The sequence below is a fragment of the Mycobacterium sp. SMC-13 genome (assembly GCF_045311035.1).
GTDB lineage: Bacteria > Actinomycetota > Actinomycetes > Mycobacteriales > Mycobacteriaceae > Mycobacterium.
This window is the reverse complement of sequence record NZ_JBJIAI010000004.1, coordinates 210,138-229,533: the sequence shown is the minus strand read 5'-3', so window position 1 is coordinate 229,533 and position 19,396 is coordinate 210,138. Positions and strand designations below refer to the sequence as shown.

Below are 19,396 nucleotides of genomic sequence, written 5' to 3'. Positions count from 1 at the left end.
CGGGGGTGGCAGGTCAGATCTTTCGGGCGGCCCCGATGAAGAGGAGCCCGCGAAGGTGGTGTTCGATGCGGGCGGTGCCGTGCAGGCCGTGGCGGGCCAGTTCAGCGGCGAATTCGTCTGACTCGAAGCGGTTTTCGCGTGGGTGCACGGTGAATGTGCGGAACGCCCAGGTGTCGAGCATGCGGCGTGGAACTTCCTCGAACAACAGCAGCCCACCGGGGCGCAACACTCGGGCGATCTCGGCGACGGCCAGCTGCCAGTGCGGGACGTGGTGGATGATGCCGAAGTCAACGACGGTGTCGTGGCTGGCGGTCGGCTGATGGATGTCGCAGACATCGCCGACTGACAGGGATACGGGCCTGTGATGGAGGCGTTTGCGGGCGAGCTCGACCATGGTGTCGTCGAGGTCGAATGCGGTGACGTGGCGGGCCTGGAGCCGGTCGAGGATGACTTCGGAGCCGACACCTCGTCCGCAGCCGGTCTCGAGTACGTCCTGGCCGGTGAGGTCGCCACCGGCGAGGCGGCGAAACCATGCGGCTTCCCGATGGTGTTGATGGGCAGCCCGAATCGGGTTGTTCATCGCTCTCCGTTCGATGGTGTTGAGCTTCACCGCGCCACCTCAGCCTTCATCAATCGCAAGCGCTGTCATCGACTAATTCCGCTCAATCTATGTTGTAGGCTATCATCGCGATATGTCGATGAAAAGTATGGGTGCTGCGCCGCCGAGTGCATCGCGCGACGAGTTGGCGGGGGCGGTGGCGTTGTTTCACAGTCTGTCCGATCCCACCCGGTTGGCGATCGCCCGCCGCCTAGCTGGTGGTGAGGCTCGGGTGGTGGATCTGACCGGTGAGTTGGGATTGGCGCAATCGACGGTGTCGTCGCATCTGGCGTGCCTGCGCGACTGTGGGCTGGTGGATTTCCGGCCCCAGGGCCGCGCCTCGGTGTATCGGCTGGCCCGGCCGGAACTGCTGGACATGTTTCGCGCGGCCGAGGCGGTGTTGGAGGCGACCGGCAACGCCGTCGCCTTGTGCCCCAACTACGGCCACCCGACTGAACGGAAGGTAGCGCGATGAGCGAGGCGTGCGGCTGCGGCAGCGACGACCGCAACGAAGGCGAGCAGGAACCCGAACGGCTCTGGGAGATCACCGAACTACGCGCGGCCGCAGCCGCGGGGGTGGTGCTGCTGGCCGGCTATGCGGTCGGCTGGTCCGGCGGCCCCCATGTGGTCGAAATCGGCCTGTATGCGCTGGCGTTGGCGATCGGGGCCTACACGTTCGTACCCTCGACGCTGCGCCGGTTAGCGCAAGGCAAGATCGGGGTCGGCACGCTGATGACGATCGCCGCCATCGGCGCGGTGATCCTCGGCGAGGTCGGCGAAGCCGCCATGCTGGCGTTCCTGTTCTCCATCAGCGAGGGCCTCGAAGAATACTCACTGGCCCGGACCCGCCGGGGACTGCGCGCGTTGTTGGCGCTGGTGCCCGACGAGGCCACCGTCCTGCGCGACGGCGCCGAAATCACCATCCCGCCAGCGGAGTTGCGGGTCGGTGACCGGATGCTGGTCAAGCCCGGCGAACGGGTCGCGACCGACGGCACCATCACCTCGGGGCGCACCGCACTGGATGTCTCGGCCATCACCGGCGAATCCGTTCCGGTGGAGGCCGGACCCGGCAGTGATGTGTTCGCCGGATCGATCAACGGCACCGGGGTGCTCGAAGTCGAGGTCACCTCCAGCGCTGCTGATAACTCGTTGGCCCGCATCGTGGCGATCGTGGAGGCTGAGCAGTCCCGCAAGGGCGCCAGCCAGCGCCTGGCCGACCGCATCGCCAAACCGCTTGTTCCGGCGATCATGGTCGCGGCCGCGCTGATCGCCGCCATCGGTTCCGTGTTGGGTGATCCGCTGGTGTGGATTGAACGTGCCCTGGTCGTGCTGGTGGCCGCCTCCCCGTGCGCGCTGGCCATCTCGGTGCCGGTCACCGTCGTCGCCGCGATCGGCGCCGCCTCCAAGCTCGGCGTCCTCGTCAAAGGCGGCGCCGCGCTGGAAGCCCTCGGCGCGGTGCGCACCGTCGCGCTAGACAAGACCGGCACCCTGACCGCCAACCAGCCCACCGTCATCGACGTCGCCACCACCAACGGCAACAGCCGCGACCACGTGTTAGATGTGGCGGCGGCGTTGGAGGCCCGCAGCGAACACCCGCTGGCTGCAGCGATTCTCGCCGCCACCGAGGGGCCGGTCCAACCAGCTGAGGATGTGGAGGCGGTGACCGGGGCCGGACTGCTCGGCCACCGTGACGGCCACCGGCTACGGCTCGGGCGCCCCGGCTGGCTCGACCCCGGACCCTTGTCCGAACACGTCGCGGCCATGCAGGCCGCCGGCGCCACCGCCGTGCTGGTCGAAGACAACGGTCAGGTCATTGGGGCGGTCGCGGTGCGCGACGAACTGCGGCCCGAAGCCGCCCAGGTCGTCGAACACCTGCGCCGCGGCGGCTATCAGGTCGCCATGCTCACCGGCGACAACCAAGCGACCGCCCAAGCCCTGGCCCGCCAGGTGGGGATCGATACGGTGCATGCCGATCTGCGGCCCGAAGACAAGGCGGCGCTGATCGGTCAACTGCGCCAACGCTCCTCGACGGCCATGGTCGGTGATGGCGTCAATGACGCCCCCGCTCTGGCCACCGCCGATTTGGGGATCGCGATGGGTGCGATGGGCACCGACGTGGCCATCGAAACCGCCGACGTCGCCCTCATGGGTGAAGACCTGCGCCACCTCACCCAGGCCCTGGCCCACGCGCGGCGAGCCCGGCGCATCATGCTCCAAAACGTCGGCCTCTCACTGGGATTGATCGCAGTGCTCATCCCGCTCGCCCTCACCGGTGTGCTCGGCCTGGCCGCGGTCGTCGCGGTGCACGAACTCGCCGAAATCGTCGTCATCGCCAACGGTGTCCGGGCCGGGCGCACCAAACCACTGGCACAGCCAGGCCGGGACCATGATCCGGTGGCCGAAGTAGCCGCCTCCGCGATATCGCGTTGACCACCGGCATCATCCATCGCGTAACCAGCCAGGCGAGGAGGTCAGCAAGGTGTGGTGTTTGCCGATGACTTATCACGCCTTTGCGTCACGGCCGGCAGCGGTCAGGCCGAGACTGTGCGCTCGCCGCCAGGCGGCCGCCAGGTTTGCGCTTCGGCTCTTGCCTGATACCTGGCAGAGGTACGTGCTGCATTCTTTGTTGTTGGTCTGCCACCGCAGTTCGGCGTAGATACGCAGGTATCTGCGCCGCAGGACGACCCGTCCGAGCGCACCACCACTGTCGTTCACCACACGGCATCGGCGGCCGCCTGCGGCGTGGTCCTGCTCAAGGGCTTGCCCCTGCTTGGTCCAGTGGACCGGCGCTTTCCACTGCTCGTCGCGGACCGGGGTGCGATTCCAGCCCACGATCGCGCCCGGTGTTTAGACCATCGTGAGGTGCCGGGCGCCGGGCCTGTCGCTTACGCCGAAGAGCGCGCCGCGTTGCGCGCCGGTGAGCAGCGTAATGTCGTCGAGTTCACTGGCGGTGTAGCCGCCGGCCGCGAGTTGGCCGAGTACGTCGCCGACGAGACGGGGCATCTCCTCGGCCACGCCGGGGCGGGGGCCATACATGCGGCCGGTCTCGTTGAGCAGCCGGAACATCGAGCGGTACTGGTAGTCGGAGAGCACACCTCGCTCGCGGGCCCGCACGACCAGCGACGACGCGCTCACACCCCAGGTGAGGCGCAGCTCATCGAGTTCATGCACGGCCCGCACTGACACGCGGTCCAAGTCAAAGCCGATGTCGGCGATGGGGGCGAGGAACTCGGCGGCGAAACTGTTGGCCCGCCGCTCGGCCTCGGCGGGGCTGACCAGCGTCATCGCATCCATGACCAGGTGGCCGAGTTCGTGGGCCAGCGTCATCCGCATGCGGTCGGGCGGCCGGGCCGCGTTGACGTACACCAGGTGCGGGTGATACTCGCTTGCTCGCAGGGTCACCGCGTCGATCTCGTCGTCGAGGAAACCATCGACCACAACGAACACCCCTGCGGCTTCGAGCAATTCGGTCATCGAGCGGATCGGGCCGGCGACGCGCCACAGGCGGCGCAGAACCTGGGCGACGGTGATCTCTCCGAGCTCGGAGGCGTAGTCGGCCGGGTCGAGATCGGGAAGCGCAAGCTTGGGGTTGATGTCGGCGCGGGACACCAGGCGGCCGATCCGCATCGCGACAAGATTCGCGCGCGCCCACACGCGGTCACGCTTCCACTCGGCCGCACTCAGGTTGGCCCGGAAGTGGCTGCCCTGGGCCGGGGACCGGGTGAAGGGCACGCACAGCGCTTCCGGGCGGCATTCCATGGCCTGCGCGTAGTCGAGCAAGGCCTTCCCTGCCAGGGGCAGCAGCCCCGCCTCGACCCTGCTGACGTGCGAGGCCGACACCCCGGCCTCGTCGGCCAGGCGCTTTTTCGACCACCCACGCGACAACCGGGTCAACTGCACCATCACGCTGTTCGCCGCGTCGTCGTACGGGTCCGGTGCCGTCACAGATCGCCTCCCCAACCGTCTCGGTGCTGTCTTTCGACACTAGCCCGCCGCCGCCGCGAATTCGCGCAGAAACACCGTTTGATCTGCGTTTTCCCAGTTCACGCCCACTAACGGACGTGGGGCGTGTGTGGCTGGTGTGACGATAGCGCAACTCCAGCCCGTGACGCCTGCAGACCGGCTGCTCCGTATGCGATCGGCGTGTCTTCCGGCCTCAAACTTTACCCCGGTCCGCACGATTCTATGCAAGGTTTTCGGCTGAAAGGCGGGGTCGTGACAGCTCCGATGGATCAACCCAACACACCCGACCGTCCGGTCTCCCGCAAGGAGGCCCGACGGCTGCTCAACCAGGTGGCGGTCGGGGTGGGGGCGATGCTGCTGGCCGCCGTCGATGACTGGAACGCCTTGTCGGCCCGGCACTCCGCACATCTGCGAACCGTGATGCAAGGGCTCGGGCGCGGCACATATGTTGCGGCCGCCGTCGCGGCGGGCACCGATGTGTGGCTGAGCACCCGCGGCATGCATCCACCCGGACACACGGTCGTCAAGCCCTACCGCTGGCCCGAGATCAACAGCCGCGGCAAGACGCACATGATGATCCACCACAACGAGATGGAACCGACCACCCCGCGGCGGACCGCGTTCTTCACCCAGGATTCGGCGACCCTGGGCCTGATCGGCGATCCCACCCATTGCGAGCTGACCTGGGACTACGACATCGTCACCGACACCCATATCCGCCGGATCTGGGTCAGCGCGCCGGGCGTCGACTGGGACCGCTTCGAGGTTCCGATGGCCAAGGTGCAGGCCCAATACGCGACGTGGCGCAAGCGCGACATGAAGTGGCTGCCCGGGGCACTTCCTGCCGACACCGCCGCAGCCGCGCCGATGCCGGCCCGCCAACCGCAGGAAGACCTGCGGCCCGACATCCAGGTGCGGCCCCGGCGCCCCGAGGAAACCCGGGATGCCGAGTGAAGGCGGCACCGGTGACCATCCACGGACGGGCGTCGTGGACGGTCGTAGACGCTTCAGGCCTACCGGTCGGGGAGGTCGAGCAGTTCCTGCACTGGCTGCGTGCGATCGGCCGGTCGCAGAACACCGTCCGCTCGTATGCGCGCCACCTGAGCTTGTTCTACCGGTGGCTGGGCGCACGCGGAATCGACTGGGACGCCGTAGTATTCGACGCACTGTGTGATTTCGTGGGGGCGCTGTCGGCCGGTTTGCCCCCGCTGCCGACCCGGTCCGGTAGCCGGGCGCCGGGAACGGTCAAAGCGGTGAGCGCGGCCGTGCGCGAGTTCTACGAGTTCCACCGCGTCGAAGGCCGCGGACCGCAGGATCTGGTGTTGACCCGCAACCCGTCGCGGCTCCCGCGCCGGGCACACAGCTTCCTGGCCCACATCGAGCAACGCCACCCCAGCGCGGTCTCCCGGTTGACCCGGCCGGGCAAGCAGCCGGCAGAGACCGTGCAGCTGATCGACTTCGAGGCCGACTTCGCGACGTTGCTGGCGGCGGCGTCGACCCACCGCGACCGGCTGCTGCTCTCCGCGCTCTATGACCTGGGCCTGCGGGTCGGGCAGGCGTTAGGCCTACGGCACGCCGACCTGGACCCGATGCGCAAGCGAGTGCAGGTGTGCCGCCGGGAGGACAACGCCAACGGGGCGCTGTCAAAGCAGCGAGCGCAATTCGCGGTGGCCGCGCCCCGCCGGTTCTTCGACCTGTACGCCGCTTACCTCCTCAGTGAGATCTCCGACCTGGACAGCGATTACGTGTTCGTCAACCTGTCCCGGCCCCCGGTCGGCGGGCCGCTGTCGTACTCGAACGCCTACCAGATCATCGAGCACATCGGCTCCGTAGCGGGCCTTGACGGGCTGCACCCACACATGCTGCGCCATACCCACGCAACTGCGCTGGCCAAGGCCGGATGGACGTCGGCTGAGATCGCTGCCCGGCTTGGCCAGTCGCACGCCGCCAGCGCGGACGTCTACATCCACCTCGCCAGCGACGATCTGGCAGACCGATTGCGCCGCACCGAGCAGCTGGTGTGGGCGCCACCGCAGCGCGAGGCAGGCCATGAGAAACATTGATTCCCACCCTGACTCCACGCGCAGAGGCCGCCGTTCGCCGCTACGGGTACCCGACGGGCCGTGGTGTCAGCCGACGTGGCAGGTGGTCGAACCGGCCGGAGACCGCCGCCGCCAGGCGGCGGACCCCTGCGCCGTCGACGCATGCAACAGCGAGCGGTACTGGCTGGGCGGCCCCCACTCCGCAGGCGCCGAGCGGCGCGGATTGTGCTACGCGCACTACTTCCAATGGTTCCGCGCCGGCCAGCCCGCCGACTTCACCGCATGGGCAACCTTCGAAGCCCAACCCGTCGGCGCCCCGCGCGGCCACCTCTCGGCCCAGATCGTCGACTTCCGGCGGCTACCGCAGATCGCGGCCGATGAGATCCGGTTCGTCGTCGCCACCAAGGTGCGCCGCGGCGACTGGACCCCCAACACCAGCCTCCGCCGCTTCTTGATGGTGCTCATCGACACCGCCGACGGCCGGATCACCGACTCCCTCACCGAGCGACCCGCCGGCGAGTGGCTTCTGCTGTGCCGGCAGCATTGGCCGCACGCGAGCTCGTTCGACTCCCTGTGCGCACCCTACATTCGGCGCTTCTTCCGACTCCTCGACGGCGCCACCAACCCGGACCCGTGGGCCGACGACCACTGGCACTGGCGAGACGGATTCGAATTCGTTCTCGACGCCACCCAATCCGGATCGACACACACCGCCGTGGACTGGTCGACGGTGACCGTGCCGTGGCTGCGTGACGCGGTCAAAGAACTCGCACGCCGGCAGCTCACCACCGCCACCCTGGCCTGGGGCACGCTGACCCAGTGGGTGCGCGCCACCCGCCAGCTCGCCCGGTTCCTCACCCGCGACGACGAATCACCGGAACCGTCCGCGGTGACCAGGCCGGTCTTCCTTGACTACCTGGCGTGGACCCGGCGACCGGACACCCAAGCGGACGCGCGGTTGGCCAATACCGCCGCCTACCTGCTGGAGTCGCTGCACGACACCCAGATCGTGCCCGCTCTCGGGTCGGCGGTGTTCCTCCGACGAGGCGAGAACGTGCACCGCAAGACCCGCAGCCCCCGCCCGTTCCCGCCGGACGTAATCGAACGCGTCGACACGCTGATCGTCGACAACCCCGCAACCGACCCCACCCTGCGGTCGATGATCGCCACCACCCGGTGGGCAGGCTGCCGCATCTCCGAACTGGTCGCCCTGCCCATCGACTGCCTGCACCGCTCCGACGCGGGCTACTGGATCGAATATTGGATGCCCAAAACCCGGGCCTGGCGCCGATTCCCCATCCCGGACAGCCTCGCAACCATCGTCCTCGACCAGCAGACCCGCGTGCGCGACACCTACGGCCCCGACGCCGAGCACCTATTCCCCGGCGCCCGGTCCAACGCCGCCGCCGGCCGCACCCAACCCTGGTCGACCAGCGGCCTGCGGCACCGCCTCGCCGCACTGTTCACCGAACACGGCATCACCACCTCGACCATCACCGGCGAGCCGATCTCCGGCGGCGATGTGCACCGCTTCCGGCACACCATCGGAACCACACTGCTCAACAACGGCTGGACCCAACAAGAAGTGCGCGACTTCCTCGGCCACCACAGCGACACCATGACCTCGGCATACGCCCGCATCACCGACGACACCCTGGCCCGCAAAGCACGTGAATTCTGGAACAGCGCCGCAACAGACACGACCAACACCGACGCCGACGTGGAGCGGCTCCGGGCCCGGTTCACCACCGCGCTGCCCAACGGATTCTGCACTCTCCCAACGGCGCAACGCTGCGAATTCCGGCCCAACCCCTGCCTCGACTGCTCCTTCCACGACCCCGGCGGCCGGGTCTTCCTCGGCGCCCATATCGCGCACCGCGACCAACTGCAACGCCTCACCGCCGACGCTCACGAGCGCGGCGACGCAGCCGCCGTCGAATTGAACACGGCGATGCTCGACAAGGTCTCCAAACTGATCAGCGAAATCGACCCGAACACCACGCAGGAACCTCAGTGAGCGCCGACGACCGCGAACGCCGCACCGCACGCCTGACCGCAGCAGCCGCCGCCCGCACCACCGACGCCACCGCCCGCGCCCGCCGCGCGATCACCCGACTGCGAAACACCGGTCAGCCCGTCACCTTCGTCGACGTCGCCCGCGACGCCGGTGTATCGACCAGCTTCCTCTACCAGCACAGCCAACTACGCGACGACATCACCAACCTCCGCACCACCACGACCACCACGGCGACGGCCGCAACAGGGCGCGCGGCAAGCCTGGAATCGCTACGCACCAAACTCGCCACCGCGATCGCCCGCAACCGTGAACTCACCGAACAACTCGCGCAGCTTCGCACCGAGAACGAAGCACTTCGCAGCCGACTCCTCGAATCCCGCATCCCTGCGGCGACACCGCATCCGTCATAGCCGGACCGGACCCAACCAGAACCAACGGGGCCACAGCGCAGCCCACCACCGTCGACGACTTCCTACAGATAACCCGGCCACGACGACGGACCTACGCCAAGCCGCGGCCCCGTCGTAGACGTCGACTCCACACGCCGCTCACCTAGAGATATCGAATCTCCTAGGCTCCACAAAAATCCACAGCAGTACGCAAAGCGGTTCCGACAGTCATCGGGGCCGCTTTTTTCGTGCCGGCGCTCAGCAGCGCCGTCCTACGCTGGCTTCATGACGACACAGATCAGCTACGCGAAGTGGATGGTGCCGCTGTCGGTGCCGTTCCGGGTCGGGCCCAAGCACAGCAAGGTGGAGGTGCGTGACGGCGCACTGCATGTGGCCATGGGTTGGGGTTTCTCCGCCGAGATCCCGCTGGCATCGATCAAGGAGGCCCGCCGCTGGGAGGGTCGCGTCATCTCGTGGGGCGTGCACGGTTTCCGCGGCCGCTGGCTCGTCAACGGTTCGTCGGACGGCGTCGTGGCCATCACGATCGACCCGCCCGTCAAGGCGAAAGTAGTCGGGTTCCCGGTGACACTGCGTGAGCTGCGCGTCAGCGTGACGGATCCCGATGCGCTGATCGCGGCGGTGAATCACTGAGCCGACGAACATGAGCTTGTGTGCCAAATCCAGTCCGGATCTGACACACAAGCTCAGTGTCGGCGCAGAAGATTAGGGCTGCGGCGTCACATCCACGCTCGGGGGTAGCGGGGAGGGCTCCGGCTGCATCGAGCGCCGCACGATCGAGAACGTGATGCCGCCGAGGGCCAGGACCGCGACGGTCGCCCCGGCGATCAGCAGGGGCCGGCGCCGCTTGGATCCGGACGACTCCACCACAAGCGCGAGATCGCCTGCGGTGTCCTCGCCGCGGTGACACCTACGCCCCACCCAACGGGCAGTCCCCAGGGTCGAACCGACGCCCAGGCCGAGGACCCCGCGTAGGATCAGCAGCGGCCCGACGATGGTGTACTTCAGCCCGCGACCCAGGCGGGCACCGGAGCTGGGGCGGCTGACCTCGGGGACGTTCTCGGTGACAGTGCTCATCAACCAACCTCTCTACCGGACACGATTTCTGCAGACCTCCCGAGCGGAGGCCGGGCTCTACGCCAGGGCTTCCACGTTATTCGGTGGGGGCGACTTCGGGGTCTTAAATGTGAGTGGCAGACTGACTTTCCGTGACGAGCCCCATTCAGACTGCGACCGCGACGCTGCACACCAACCGCGGCGACATCAAGATTGCTTTGTTCGGTAACCACGCGCCCAAGACCGTCGCCAACTTCGTTGGTCTGGCCCAGGGCACCAAGGATTACTCCACCGAGAACGCCTCGGGCGGCACCTCCGGCCCGTTCTACGACGGCGCCATCTTCCACCGCGTCATCGACGGCTTCATGATCCAGGGCGGCGACCCGACCGGCACCGGCCGCGGCGGCCCGGGCTACCAGTTCGCCGACGAGTTCCACCCGGAGCTGCAGTTCGACAAGCCCTACCTGCTGGCCATGGCGAACGCGGGCCCGGGCACCAACGGTTCGCAGTTCTTCATCACCGTCGGCCCGACGCCGCACCTGAACCGTCGCCACACCATCTTCGGTGAGGTCGTCGACGAGGCGTCGCAGAAGGTTGTCGACGCCATCGCGACCACCGCCACCGACCGCGGCGACCGCCCGACCGAGCCGGTCGTCATCGACTCGATCACCGTTTCCTGAATTTCAGCCTGACGCGCGGCGCGGCAGTCCCCTACCGGGGGCTGTCGCGCCGTTTGCGTTGGAGAGCTAGGGAATCAGCCCGGCGTCGGTGAGGGCGTCGAGGACGTTGATGGGATCGGTGCCGACGTCCCATCGGGTGAAGACCAGAAGCCGGTCGTCGACGGTGTCGAGCTCCAGCAGCCGCACCTTGCGGGTCAGTCGGCGGAACTCGGTGATACGCACACTCTTGAGGTCGGCCTGTGTATAAGTCTGGGTACTGAACCACCCGCGCACCACCAGCCCGGCCGGCGTGATCGCGAGCTTCGGCCGCGCGCGCCAGGACATCACGGCGAACACCAGCAGACCGATGGCGGCGATGCCGCCGAGAACGCGTCCGGGCAGGTCAGTGACCGAAGTCAGGGCCACGGCGGCGAGTATGACGCCGAATGCGCCACAGGCCGCGATGCCGGCTGTCGGCGGGCTCCATTGAGTTTGTTCCACGAGATGTCCACACCCTTGGGGGCAAGTTATCCACAGGCACTATCCCCAATGGGGATGAATCACATCGATGTGATTGGGTGTCCGTCAGGTTGCCAGCTGGGTTACGTCACGAGACCTGGATGTAACGAACCGGGTCTGTTGACGCTGCTCAGCGCCACCGCATGGTCAGCAGCAGGCCGGTGATCATGAAGGCGAAGGCGATGGCGTAATTCCACTGGGCGAGATCGGCCATCCACTGCAGCAGGTGTGGAGTACCGGCCGGGTTCAGTGCGGCGAGCTGGAACACCGCCAGCCAGATCAGACCGATCAGCATGAGCGAGCAGAAGAACACCACGAACCACACGCTCGACGGTCCGGCCTTGACCTTCACCGGCGTCCGACTCACCGGGTTGATGGTGAAGTCGTTCTTCTTGCGAACCTTGGACTTGGGCATTGGTACCTTCGCGGACAGTCGGTGCCGCACTCCCGCGCCGGTGGAGAGAAACCGGCAATTCGGTGCGACGATGGAGCGGTATGCACTCAGAGCCTAACGCAGAAGATGTGTCGCCTCGCAGGCTCCGGACGGCGGGGACCTCGGAACCTGACCAGCCGGCCCGTCACTCGGCCTGGCGATTCGGTGTGCCGGTGGTCTGTGTGCTCGCCGGCCTCCTGCTCGCCACCACGCACAGCGTCTCCGGGGGCAGCGAGATCCGGCGCAGCGACGCGCCCCGCCTCGTCGACATGGTGAAAGAAGCCCAGCGGACCGTCGCGACCCGCGCCGCCGAGCGCGACGACCTGCAGCATCAGCTCGAGAACCACCACGGCGGCACACCCGGCGCCGATGCCGCGCTCGGCGCCATCACCAGTCGAGCCAACGAACTGGGCCTGGAGCTCGGCCTCGACCCCATGCGAGGACCGGGCCTGGTGATCACCCTCAACGACGCCCAGCGCAATGCGCAGGGCCAGTACCCGCACGACGCCACCCCCGACGACCTCGTCGTACACCAGCAGGACGTCCAGGCGGTCCTCAACGCGCTGTGGCTGGGCGGCGCCGAGGCCGTCCAGATGCAGGACCAGCGGATTCTGGCCACCTCGGCCCCGCGCTGCGTCGGCAACACCCTGCTGCTCAACGGCCGGACCTACAGCCCGCCGTACGTCATCACCGTGATCGGCAACGTCGAGGGCATGCGCGCCGCGCTCGCCGCCGCGCCGCTGGTGACGCTCTACAAGCAGTACGTCGTGCGGTTCGGGCTCGGTTACACCGAGGAGCCGCGGGCATCGGTGGACGTCGTCGGTCACCGGATGCCGCTGAAGCTCCGGTACGCCCAACCGGCTGGACCGGTCACATATTGATTGATCGCGTCGACGGGTGACCCAGTAGCCTGACGGCATGCAGGTTCTCGTCCTCGACAACTACGACAGCTTCGTGTTCAACCTGGTCCAGTACCTGGGTCAGCTCGGGGTGCACGCGCAGGTCTGGCGTAGCGACGACGAGCGTGTCTCCACTCCCGACGGCGTCGCTGCCGTGGCGAAGGAGTTCGACGGGATCCTGGTGAGCCCGGGCCCGGGCACCCCTGAGCGGGCCGGTGCGTCCATTCCCTTGGTCCGGGCGTGCGCGGAGACCGGCACTCCCCTGCTCGGTGTGTGCCTGGGACATCAGGCCATCGGCGTGGCTTTCGGTGGCACTGTCGACCGCGCGCCCGAACTGCTGCACGGCAAGACCAGCCAGGTACACCATGCGAACAGCGGTGTGCTGCAAGGACTTCCGGACCCGTTCACCGCGACCCGCTACCACTCGCTGACCATTCTGCCGGAGACGCTGCCGGCTGAGCTGGAGGCCATCGGGCAGACCGACAGCGGCGTGATCATGGCCGTCCGGCACCGCGAACTCCCGATCCACGGGGTGCAGTTCCACCCGGAGAGCATCCTGACGCAGGGCGGCCACCGGATGCTGGCCAACTGGCTGGCAGTCTGCGGCCAGGCGCCCGACGAGGCACTGGTCAGTCGGCTCGAGCAGGAAGTCGCCGACGCGGTCTCGGCCGCAACCCGCACGGCCTGACCGAGCAACGCTTACGAGGCGAAGCTCAGCGTGATCGACGCGTTGAAGTTGACGCCACTTCCGGCCGCGGGCACCTGGCTCACCACGGCATTGCTGCGCTGACCGCTGTTCTGCACGTCCGCGCCCTTGATCAGCACGCCGGTCCAGCCCAGGGCGCGCAGGTTCGGTTCGGCGTCGGTCCAGAACTGACCGGTCAGGTTCGGCATGACGAACTGGTTGCCCTGCGAGACCTTCAGCGTGATCGGGGCGTCCTTGGCCGTCGGCGTGCCCGCCGCCGGGTCGGTGCCGATGATCTCGCCGGCCGGTTTCGGGCTGTCGATCGGGGCTGTCAGGATCGTCGTGAAGCCGACGGTGTTGAGGTTCTTGGTCGCGATGTCGACGGTCTGCCCGTTGACGTCGGGGATCGGGACCAGGCCCGGTCCGGAGCCGACGATGATCGTGATGACGTTGGTGATCGCCGAGGTCTGGTGGGCCGGCGGGTTGGTCGCGATGACCCGGTCCTTCTGCTCCGGCAGCGACTGCGACACCGTCTGCTGGATGTTCCGGAAGCCGGCGGACTGCAGCTTGGCCATGGCGTCTGCGGGCGACAGCTTCGACACGTCCGGGACCTCGCGCTGCTCCGGTCCGGTGGAGATGTTGATGGTGATCTCGTCACCGGCGGCGACGGAGGTGTTGGCCGCCGGCTCGGTGCCGATGACGTGGTCCGGCGCCACCGTCGAGTCGGGCCGCTGCTGCGTGCGGGTCTTGAAGCCGCGGTTCTGCAGGTTGGCGACGGCGTCGGCCTGAGCCAGCCCGCGCACGTCCGGAATCTGCTGGTCGTGCGGCTTGCCACCGATCAGGTTGATGGCCACCGTGACGACGACGGTCAGCACCGCCAGGATGGCCGCGGCGATGAGCCAGCGACCGATCGGCGTCGAGGCGCGCTCCGTCGACCGGTACGGCTGGGGGTTGACGCTGATCGGCTCCGGCATCATGCTGCGCGGTCCACCGAAGCCGCCGGTGCCCATCATCGCGGTGCGCTCGGCGTCGGTGAGCACCTTGGGCGCGTCAGGCGCCTCGCCGGCGTGCACGCGGATCAGATCGTTCCGCATGTCCGCGGCGCTCTGGTAGCGGTTGTCCGGGTTCTTCGCCAGCGCCTTGAGCACGACGGCGTCCAGGCCGGGGCTGATCCCGGCGTGCCGCTGCGACGGCGGCACCGGATCCTCGCGGACGTGCTGGTATGCCACGGCGACGGGGGAATCGCCGACGAAGGGCGGCTCACCGGTGATCAGTTCGTAGAGCACGCAGCCCAGCGAGTACACGTCCGAGCGGGCGTCGACGTTCTGTCCGCTGGCCTGCTCGGGCGACAGGTACTGCGCGGTGCCGATGACCGCGGCCGTCTGCGTCATCCGGTTGCTGCTGTCGGCGATGGCGCGGGCGATGCCGAAGTCCATGACCTTGACCGCGTTGGACTTGCTGATCATGATGTTCGCCGGCTTGATGTCCCGGTGCACGATGCCGTGCTGGTGACTGAAGTTCAGGGCCTGGCAGGCGTCGGCGATGATCTCGATGGCGCGCTGCTGCGGGAGCGGCCCCTCGGTGTGCACGATGTCGCGCAGCGTCACACCGTCGACGTACTCCATGACGATGTACGGCAGCGGCCCGTTGGGCGTCTCGGCTTCGCCGGTGTCATAGACCGCGACGATCGCCGGGTGGTTCAGCGCGGCGGCGTTCTGCGCCTCGCGGCGGAAGCGCAGGTAGAAGCTGGGGTCCCGAGCCAGGTCGGCGCGCAGCACCTTGACCGCCACATCGCGGTGCAGGCGCAGATCCCGTCCGAGGTGAACCTCGGACATGCCGCCGAAGCCGAGGATGTCCCCCAGTTCGTAGCGGTCGGAGAGGTGCTGGGGCGTGGTCATGAGATGGCCGGTCCTGACAGATCCGGGAGACGAATCGACTGGCCCGCCGGTGCGCCTGGAGTCTTGGTGGTCTCGGTGATGGTGTTGGTGACCGTCGACTGCTGCTGGTTCTTCTGGTCCTGGCGGTCCTGCGCGTTGAGCACGATCAGGATCGCGATGACGATCGCCAGCGCACCCAGGACACCCGCCGCCCACAGCAGCGCGCGCTGCCCGGGCGAGAACGTGCGCCGGGCCGGCGGGGCCGGCCGGTGGCTGCCGGTGGCGGGCCGGGGCCGCGGTGTCGCGGGTGCCGGGCGGGCGGGCTCGATGGCAGCCCGTGCCTGTGTGCTCGACGGAATGGCCGCGGGAGCGGCCCGTCCGATGGTCGGGGCCTGGTTGGGCCGCGGAGGGCGGCGTCCGGCCCGGACCGCGGCGACGGCGTCGGCGAACGGGCCGCCGCTGCGGTAGCGGTGGATGGCGTCCTTGGCGAGGCTGATCTCGATCAGCTCGCGGACGTTCGGGGGCAGGTCGGCCGGCAGCGGTGGCGGCGCTTCCTTGATGTGCTTCATCGCGACGGTCAGCGCGCCGTCGCCGGTGAACGGTCGTCGCCCGGACACGGACTCGTAGCCGACGACACCGAGCGAGTAGACGTCGCTGGCGGCGGTGGCGTCATGGCCCAGGGCCTGCTCGGGCGCGATGTACTGGGCGGTGCCCATGACCATGCCGGTCTGCGTGACGGGCGCCGCGTCGACGGCCTTGGCGATACCGAAATCGGTGAGCTTCACCTGGCCGGTCGGGGTGATCATGATGTTGCCGGGCTTGACGTCACGGTGCACCAGGCCGGCGCTGTGCGCGACCTGAAGGGCGCGGCCCGTCTGCTCCAGCATGTCCAGGGAGTGCCGCAGGGACAGTCGGCCGGTGCGCTTGATCACCGAGTTCAGCGGCTCGCCGTTGACCAGTTCCATCACCAGGTAGGCGGTGCGGCCGGAATCGTCGAGTTCGGTCTCGCCGTAGTCGTAGACGCTGGCGATGCCGGGGTGGTTCAGCATCGCGACCGTGCGCGCCTCGGCGCGGAACCGCTCGACGAATTCGGGGTCGGTCGAGTATTCGGCCTTGAGTACCTTGATGGCGACCTGTCGGCCGAGCCTGCTGTCGACGCCTTCCCAGACCTGACCCATGCCGCCTGTGGCGATGAGTCGCTGAAGTCGATAGCGGCCGGAAAGTGTGACTCCGACCCGCGCGCTCATGATCCCTCCCGTAGCGCCGCGGCGATGGTGGCCCGCCCGATGGGTGCGGCCAGCGCACCGCCGGTCGCGGACAAACGGTCTCCACCATTCTCCACTAGGACGGCGACGGCGACCTTCGGGGATTTCGCCGGGGCAAAAGCGATGTACCACGCATGTGGTGGGGTGTTACGTGGATCGGTGCCGTGTTCGGCCGTGCCCGTCTTGGATGCGATCTGCACGCCGGCTATGGCTCCCTTCTGCTGCGTCACCTGCTCGGCGCCGACCATCAGATCCGTAAGTGTAGCCGCGACCTGGGATGAGATGGCCCGCCGCTGCTGGTGCGGTGAGGTGGCCGCGATGTTGGAAAGGTCGGGTCCCTTGAGGTCGTCGACCAGGTAGGGGGCCATGCTGACGCCACCGTTGGCGACGGTCGCGGCGATCATCGCGTTCTGCAGCGGGGTCAGGGCGACGTCCTTCTGGCCGATGCTGGAGATACCCAGGGCCGGGGCGTCGGAGATCGGGCCGACGGTCGACTCCGCGACCTGCAGCGGGATCGACGGCGGCGGGGTGTCCAGGCCGAACTGCTTGGCCATGGTCCGCATCGCGTCGGCACCATTGTGCAGCCCCAGTTCGACGAAGGCGGTGTTGCAGGACTTGGCGAACGCCTCACGCAGGGACACCGTCGGGCCGCCGCCGCAGGCCGAGCCCCCGTAGTTCTCCAGCGTTGCGGTGCTGTCCGGCAACGTGATTCGCGCCGCCGACGTCAGCTGGGTGTCCGGGGTGGCACCGGCCTGCAGCGCGGCTGCGGTCGTCAGCACCTTGAACGTCGACCCCGGCGGGTAGGTCTCGGAGATCGCCCGGTTCTGCAGTGGCGAGTCGGGGTTGTCGCGCAACTCCTGCCAGGCGGCGGACTGCCGGTCGCCTTCGTGCGAGGCGAGCAGATTGGGGTCGTACGACGGGGACGACACCATGGCCAGAATCTTGCCGGTCGACGGCTCCAGCGCCACCACCGAGCCCTTGCACGGGTTGCCGCCACAGCCCTGCTGCATGGCGTCCCACGCGGCCTGCTGCACCCGCGGCACGATGGTGGTGTCGACGTTGCCCCCGCGGGGGTCGCGGCCGGTGAAGAAGTCGGCGATGCGGTTGCCGAACAGCCGCTCGTCGGAGCCGTTGAGGATGCTGTCCTCGGCGCGCTCGAGGCCGGCGCTGGAGTACTGCAGCGAGTAGAAGCCGGTGACCGGCGCGTAGACCAGCGGGTTGGGGTAGATGCGCAGGTAGCGGAACCGGCCGTTGGTCGGCATCGAGTACGCCAGCAGCTGGCCGCCCGCGGTGATCTGGCCGCGCTGGCGGGAGTACTCGTCGAGCAGCACCCGCTGGTTCCGCGGGTCGGCACGCAGGCCGTCGGCGGCGAACACCTGGGTGGTGGTGGCGTTCAGCAGCAGCAGCACGACGAGTGCCATCACCAGTCCGGAGACGCGACGAAGTGAGGTGTTCATTGCTTCTCGATCACCTCGGTGTTGGCCGCCGCGATCGGCGCTTGGTTGGGGCCGCGGGTCGACAGCGGGCGGCGCGCGACGTGCGAGACCCGCAGCAGCAAGGCCAGCAGCACGTAGTTGGACAGCAGCGACGAGCCGCCGTACGACATCCAGGGTGTCGTCAGGCCGGTCTGCGGGATCAGCTTGGTGACGCCGCCGACGACGATGAACAGCTGCAGCGCCAGCGCGGCCGACAGGCCCGCGGCGAGCAGCTTGCCGAAGCTGTCACGCACGGCGATGGCGGTGCGCAGCCCTCGGATGATGACGATCGTGTAGAGCATCAGCACCGCGGCCAGACCGACGAGCCCGAGCTCCTCGCCCACCGCGGCGATGATGAAGTCGGTCGAGGCGTCGGGCACGGTGCCGGGCTGCCCGTTGCCCAGTCCGGTGCCGAAGATGCCGCCGGTCGCGAAGCTGAACAGCGACTGGACCATCTGGTACCCCGCGCCGTCAGGGTCGGCGAACGGGTCCAGCCAGTTCTGCACCCGCACCCGCACGTGGTCGAAGAGCTGATATGCCAGCAGGCTTCCCACGCAGAACAGGCTCAGTCCGATGATCACCCAACTCAGCTTCTCGGTGGCGACGTACAGCAGCACCAGGAACGTCGCGTAGAGCAGGAGGGAGGCGCCGAGGTCCTTCTCGAACACCATGACGCCGATGGAGCCGATCCAGGCCACCAGCAGCGGCGCCAGGTCGCGCGGCCGCGGCAGGTCCATCCCGAACATGTGCTTGCCGGCGCTGGTGAACAGGCTGCGCTTGGTGACCAGCACGCTCGCGAAGAAGATCAGCAGCAGGATCTTGGAGAACTCGGCGGGCTGAATCGAGAAGCCCGGCAACCGGATCCAGATCTTGGCGCCGTACTGCTCGGCCACCGAGTCGGGCAGCACGGCGGGAATCGCCAGCAGCACCAGGCCGGCGAGGCCGCAGATGTAGCCGTAGCGGGCCAGCATCCGGTGGTCGTGCACGAACATCAGCACCGCGGTGAACACCAGGATGCCCAGCAGCGTCCACAGCATCTGCTGGTTGGCGTTGCCGCCCGGCAGGATCCCGGCGGGCCGGGTGTGCGCAGACAGGTCCAGCCGGTAGATCAGCACCAGGCCCAGACCGTTGAGCAGCGCGACCACGGGAAGTAGCAGCGGGTCGGCATACGGCGCATACCGGCGCACCGCCAGGTGAGCGCCACCGAACAGCACGACAAAGCCGAGAGTGAACTGGATGAGGTCCAGCCGCAGGCCGCTCTCCTGATTGGCCTCGACGATGAGCAGGGCCACCGTCGTGATCACGGCGGCGAAACCCAACAGCACCAGCTCGGAATTACGCCGATTGGGCAGTGGCGGGGCGACGGCGACCGGAGACTGCGGCTGGGTGTCTTCCCGTCGCCGCGCTCGCCCGGACGTGTCTTCCCGTCGCTGCGCCGGCACCGGGGTGTCTTCGCGCCCCTTCTCTTGCCCCGGCGTCGTCATGCCGGGGCTCCCGCTCG

At 68.2% G+C, this 19,396-nt stretch carries 20 protein-coding genes; 10 read left to right on the top strand and 10 right to left on the bottom strand.

The features are described from left to right. Positions 1-13 precede the first annotated feature (13 nt). On the bottom strand, positions 14-610 hold the full coding sequence (locus tag ACJH6I_RS08730; protein ID WP_212807815.1) for a bifunctional 2-polyprenyl-6-hydroxyphenol methylase/3-demethylubiquinol 3-O-methyltransferase UbiG: 597 nt from the start codon (positions 608-610) through the stop codon (positions 14-16). Between the two features lie 82 nt (positions 611-692). Here ACJH6I_RS08730 and ACJH6I_RS08725 point away from each other — a divergent pair, with 82 nt between their 5' ends. Continuing rightward, positions 693-1,073: a helix-turn-helix transcriptional regulator gene (locus tag ACJH6I_RS08725; RefSeq protein ID WP_016895222.1), complete on the top strand. Its 381-nt coding sequence runs from the start codon at positions 693-695 to the stop codon at positions 1,071-1,073. Further along, the gene (locus ACJH6I_RS08720; RefSeq protein WP_016895223.1) at positions 1,070-3,028 is read left to right on the top strand and encodes a cation-translocating P-type ATPase; all 1,959 of its coding nucleotides are present in this window, start codon (positions 1,070-1,072) and stop codon (positions 3,026-3,028) included. The genes ACJH6I_RS08725 and ACJH6I_RS08720 overlap by 4 nt, the downstream gene beginning before the upstream one ends. Positions 3,029-3,100: 72 nt before the next feature. Here the strand turns inward: ACJH6I_RS08720 and ACJH6I_RS08715 are convergent, their stop codons facing one another. Together ACJH6I_RS08715 and ACJH6I_RS08710 are read right to left on the bottom strand one after the other, a co-directional pair. Next, entirely contained in the window at positions 3,101-3,430 is a 330-nt protein-coding gene (locus ACJH6I_RS08715; protein WP_016895224.1) for a hypothetical protein, read from the bottom strand. A 15-nt stretch (positions 3,431-3,445) separates the two neighbouring features. Further along, entirely contained in the window at positions 3,446-4,543 is a 1,098-nt protein-coding gene (locus ACJH6I_RS08710; RefSeq protein WP_016895225.1) for an XRE family transcriptional regulator, read from the bottom strand. A gap of 270 nt (positions 4,544-4,813) precedes the next feature. Here ACJH6I_RS08710 and ACJH6I_RS08705 point away from each other — a divergent pair, with 270 nt between their 5' ends. The 5 genes from ACJH6I_RS08705 to ACJH6I_RS08685 all read left to right on the top strand — a co-directional run bounded on the left by ACJH6I_RS08705 (position 4,814) and on the right by ACJH6I_RS08685 (position 9,660). Further along, positions 4,814-5,515, top strand: a complete 702-nt coding sequence (locus ACJH6I_RS08705; RefSeq protein WP_231752585.1) for a hypothetical protein — start codon at positions 4,814-4,816, stop codon at positions 5,513-5,515. Between the two features lie 11 nt (positions 5,516-5,526). Continuing rightward, positions 5,527-6,624 (top strand): tyrosine-type recombinase/integrase, encoded by a 1,098-nt coding sequence (locus ACJH6I_RS08700; protein ID WP_231752584.1) that lies wholly within the window; start codon positions 5,527-5,529, stop codon positions 6,622-6,624. Next, entirely contained in the window at positions 6,611-8,620 is a 2,010-nt protein-coding gene (locus tag ACJH6I_RS08695; protein ID WP_078343183.1) for a tyrosine-type recombinase/integrase, read from the top strand. The genes ACJH6I_RS08700 and ACJH6I_RS08695 overlap by 14 nt, the downstream gene beginning before the upstream one ends. Continuing rightward, positions 8,617-9,030 carry a DUF6262 family protein gene (locus tag ACJH6I_RS08690; RefSeq protein ID WP_016895229.1) on the top strand — a complete coding sequence of 138 codons (414 nt, stop codon included), beginning with the start codon at positions 8,617-8,619 and terminating at the stop codon, positions 9,028-9,030. Before ACJH6I_RS08695 ends, ACJH6I_RS08690 begins: the two co-directional genes overlap by 4 nt. Positions 9,031-9,294: 264 nt before the next feature. Continuing rightward, positions 9,295-9,660 (top strand): hypothetical protein, encoded by a 366-nt coding sequence (locus tag ACJH6I_RS08685; protein ID WP_318985851.1) that lies wholly within the window; start codon positions 9,295-9,297, stop codon positions 9,658-9,660. A 72-nt stretch (positions 9,661-9,732) separates the two neighbouring features. Here the strand turns inward: ACJH6I_RS08685 and cwsA are convergent, their stop codons facing one another. After that, positions 9,733-10,104 carry a cell wall synthesis protein CwsA gene (gene cwsA / locus ACJH6I_RS08680; RefSeq protein ID WP_318985852.1) on the bottom strand — a complete coding sequence of 124 codons (372 nt, stop codon included), beginning with the start codon at positions 10,102-10,104 and terminating at the stop codon, positions 9,733-9,735. A 131-nt stretch (positions 10,105-10,235) separates the two neighbouring features. Between cwsA and ACJH6I_RS08675 the strand changes: the two genes are divergently transcribed. Further along, positions 10,236-10,763, top strand: a complete 528-nt coding sequence (locus ACJH6I_RS08675; protein ID WP_166555253.1) for a peptidylprolyl isomerase — start codon at positions 10,236-10,238, stop codon at positions 10,761-10,763. A 66-nt stretch (positions 10,764-10,829) separates the two neighbouring features. On the opposite strand, the gene ACJH6I_RS08670 is transcribed toward ACJH6I_RS08675, so the two are convergent. Both ACJH6I_RS08670 and crgA read right to left on the bottom strand, forming a co-directional pair. Next, positions 10,830-11,243: a PH domain-containing protein gene (locus tag ACJH6I_RS08670; protein ID WP_318985853.1), complete on the bottom strand. Its 414-nt coding sequence runs from the start codon at positions 11,241-11,243 to the stop codon at positions 10,830-10,832. Positions 11,244-11,391: 148 nt separating this feature from the next. Then, positions 11,392-11,676, bottom strand: a complete 285-nt coding sequence (gene crgA / locus ACJH6I_RS08665) for a cell division protein CrgA (RefSeq protein ID WP_020099906.1) — start codon at positions 11,674-11,676, stop codon at positions 11,392-11,394. Between the two features lie 80 nt (positions 11,677-11,756). On the opposite strand from crgA, the gene ACJH6I_RS08660 reads away from it, so the two are divergent. Together ACJH6I_RS08660 and ACJH6I_RS08655 are read left to right on the top strand one after the other, a co-directional pair. Then, positions 11,757-12,575 (top strand): DUF881 domain-containing protein, encoded by an 819-nt coding sequence (locus tag ACJH6I_RS08660; RefSeq protein WP_406783956.1) that lies wholly within the window; start codon positions 11,757-11,759, stop codon positions 12,573-12,575. 37 nt (positions 12,576-12,612) lie between these two features. Next, entirely contained in the window at positions 12,613-13,281 is a 669-nt protein-coding gene (locus ACJH6I_RS08655) for an aminodeoxychorismate/anthranilate synthase component II (protein WP_318985855.1), read from the top strand. An 11-nt stretch (positions 13,282-13,292) separates the two neighbouring features. On the opposite strand, the gene pknB is transcribed toward ACJH6I_RS08655, so the two are convergent. Genes pknB through ACJH6I_RS08635 form a run of 4 tightly spaced genes read right to left on the bottom strand, consistent with a single transcriptional unit; the run spans position 13,293 to position 19,379 of the window. Then, positions 13,293-15,176 carry a Stk1 family PASTA domain-containing Ser/Thr kinase gene (gene pknB / locus ACJH6I_RS08650; RefSeq protein WP_406783955.1) on the bottom strand — a complete coding sequence of 628 codons (1,884 nt, stop codon included), beginning with the start codon at positions 15,174-15,176 and terminating at the stop codon, positions 13,293-13,295. Beyond that, a complete protein-coding gene (locus ACJH6I_RS08645; RefSeq protein WP_061005914.1) occupies positions 15,173-16,402 on the bottom strand; it encodes a protein kinase domain-containing protein in 1,230 nt (409 codons plus the stop codon). Before ACJH6I_RS08645 ends, pknB begins: the two co-directional genes overlap by 4 nt. After that, entirely contained in the window at positions 16,399-17,877 is a 1,479-nt protein-coding gene (pbpA, locus tag ACJH6I_RS08640; RefSeq protein ID WP_406783954.1) for a D,D-transpeptidase PbpA, read from the bottom strand. The genes ACJH6I_RS08645 and pbpA overlap by 4 nt, the downstream gene beginning before the upstream one ends. After that, positions 17,874-19,379, bottom strand: coding sequence for an FtsW/RodA/SpoVE family cell cycle protein (locus tag ACJH6I_RS08635; protein WP_406783953.1), 1,506 nt, complete (start codon positions 19,377-19,379; stop codon positions 17,874-17,876). Before ACJH6I_RS08635 ends, pbpA begins: the two co-directional genes overlap by 4 nt. Positions 19,380-19,396 lie beyond the last annotated feature (17 nt).

Coding starts and splice junctions, on each gene's coding strand:
- ACJH6I_RS08635 (WP_406783953.1), bottom strand. CDS start 19,379: ATGACGACGCCGGGGCAAGAGAAGGGGCGCGAAGACACCCCGGTGCCG.
- cwsA (WP_318985852.1), bottom strand. CDS start 10,104: ATGAGCACTGTCACCGAGAACGTCCCCGAGGTCAGCCGCCCCAGCTCC.
- ACJH6I_RS08720 (WP_016895223.1), top strand. CDS start 1,070: ATGAGCGAGGCGTGCGGCTGCGGCAGCGACGACCGCAACGAAGGCGAG.
- pbpA (WP_406783954.1), bottom strand. CDS start 17,877: ATGAACACCTCACTTCGTCGCGTCTCCGGACTGGTGATGGCACTCGTC.
- ACJH6I_RS08660 (WP_406783956.1), top strand. CDS start 11,757: ATGCACTCAGAGCCTAACGCAGAAGATGTGTCGCCTCGCAGGCTCCGG.
- ACJH6I_RS08655 (WP_318985855.1), top strand. CDS start 12,613: ATGCAGGTTCTCGTCCTCGACAACTACGACAGCTTCGTGTTCAACCTG.
- crgA (WP_020099906.1), bottom strand. CDS start 11,676: ATGCCCAAGTCCAAGGTTCGCAAGAAGAACGACTTCACCATCAACCCG.
- ACJH6I_RS08725 (WP_016895222.1), top strand. CDS start 693: ATGTCGATGAAAAGTATGGGTGCTGCGCCGCCGAGTGCATCGCGCGAC.
- pknB (WP_406783955.1), bottom strand. CDS start 15,176: ATGACCACGCCCCAGCACCTCTCCGACCGCTACGAACTGGGGGACATC.
- ACJH6I_RS08685 (WP_318985851.1), top strand. CDS start 9,295: ATGACGACACAGATCAGCTACGCGAAGTGGATGGTGCCGCTGTCGGTG.
- ACJH6I_RS08645 (WP_061005914.1), bottom strand. CDS start 16,402: ATGAGCGCGCGGGTCGGAGTCACACTTTCCGGCCGCTATCGACTTCAG.
- ACJH6I_RS08695 (WP_078343183.1), top strand. CDS start 6,611: ATGAGAAACATTGATTCCCACCCTGACTCCACGCGCAGAGGCCGCCGT.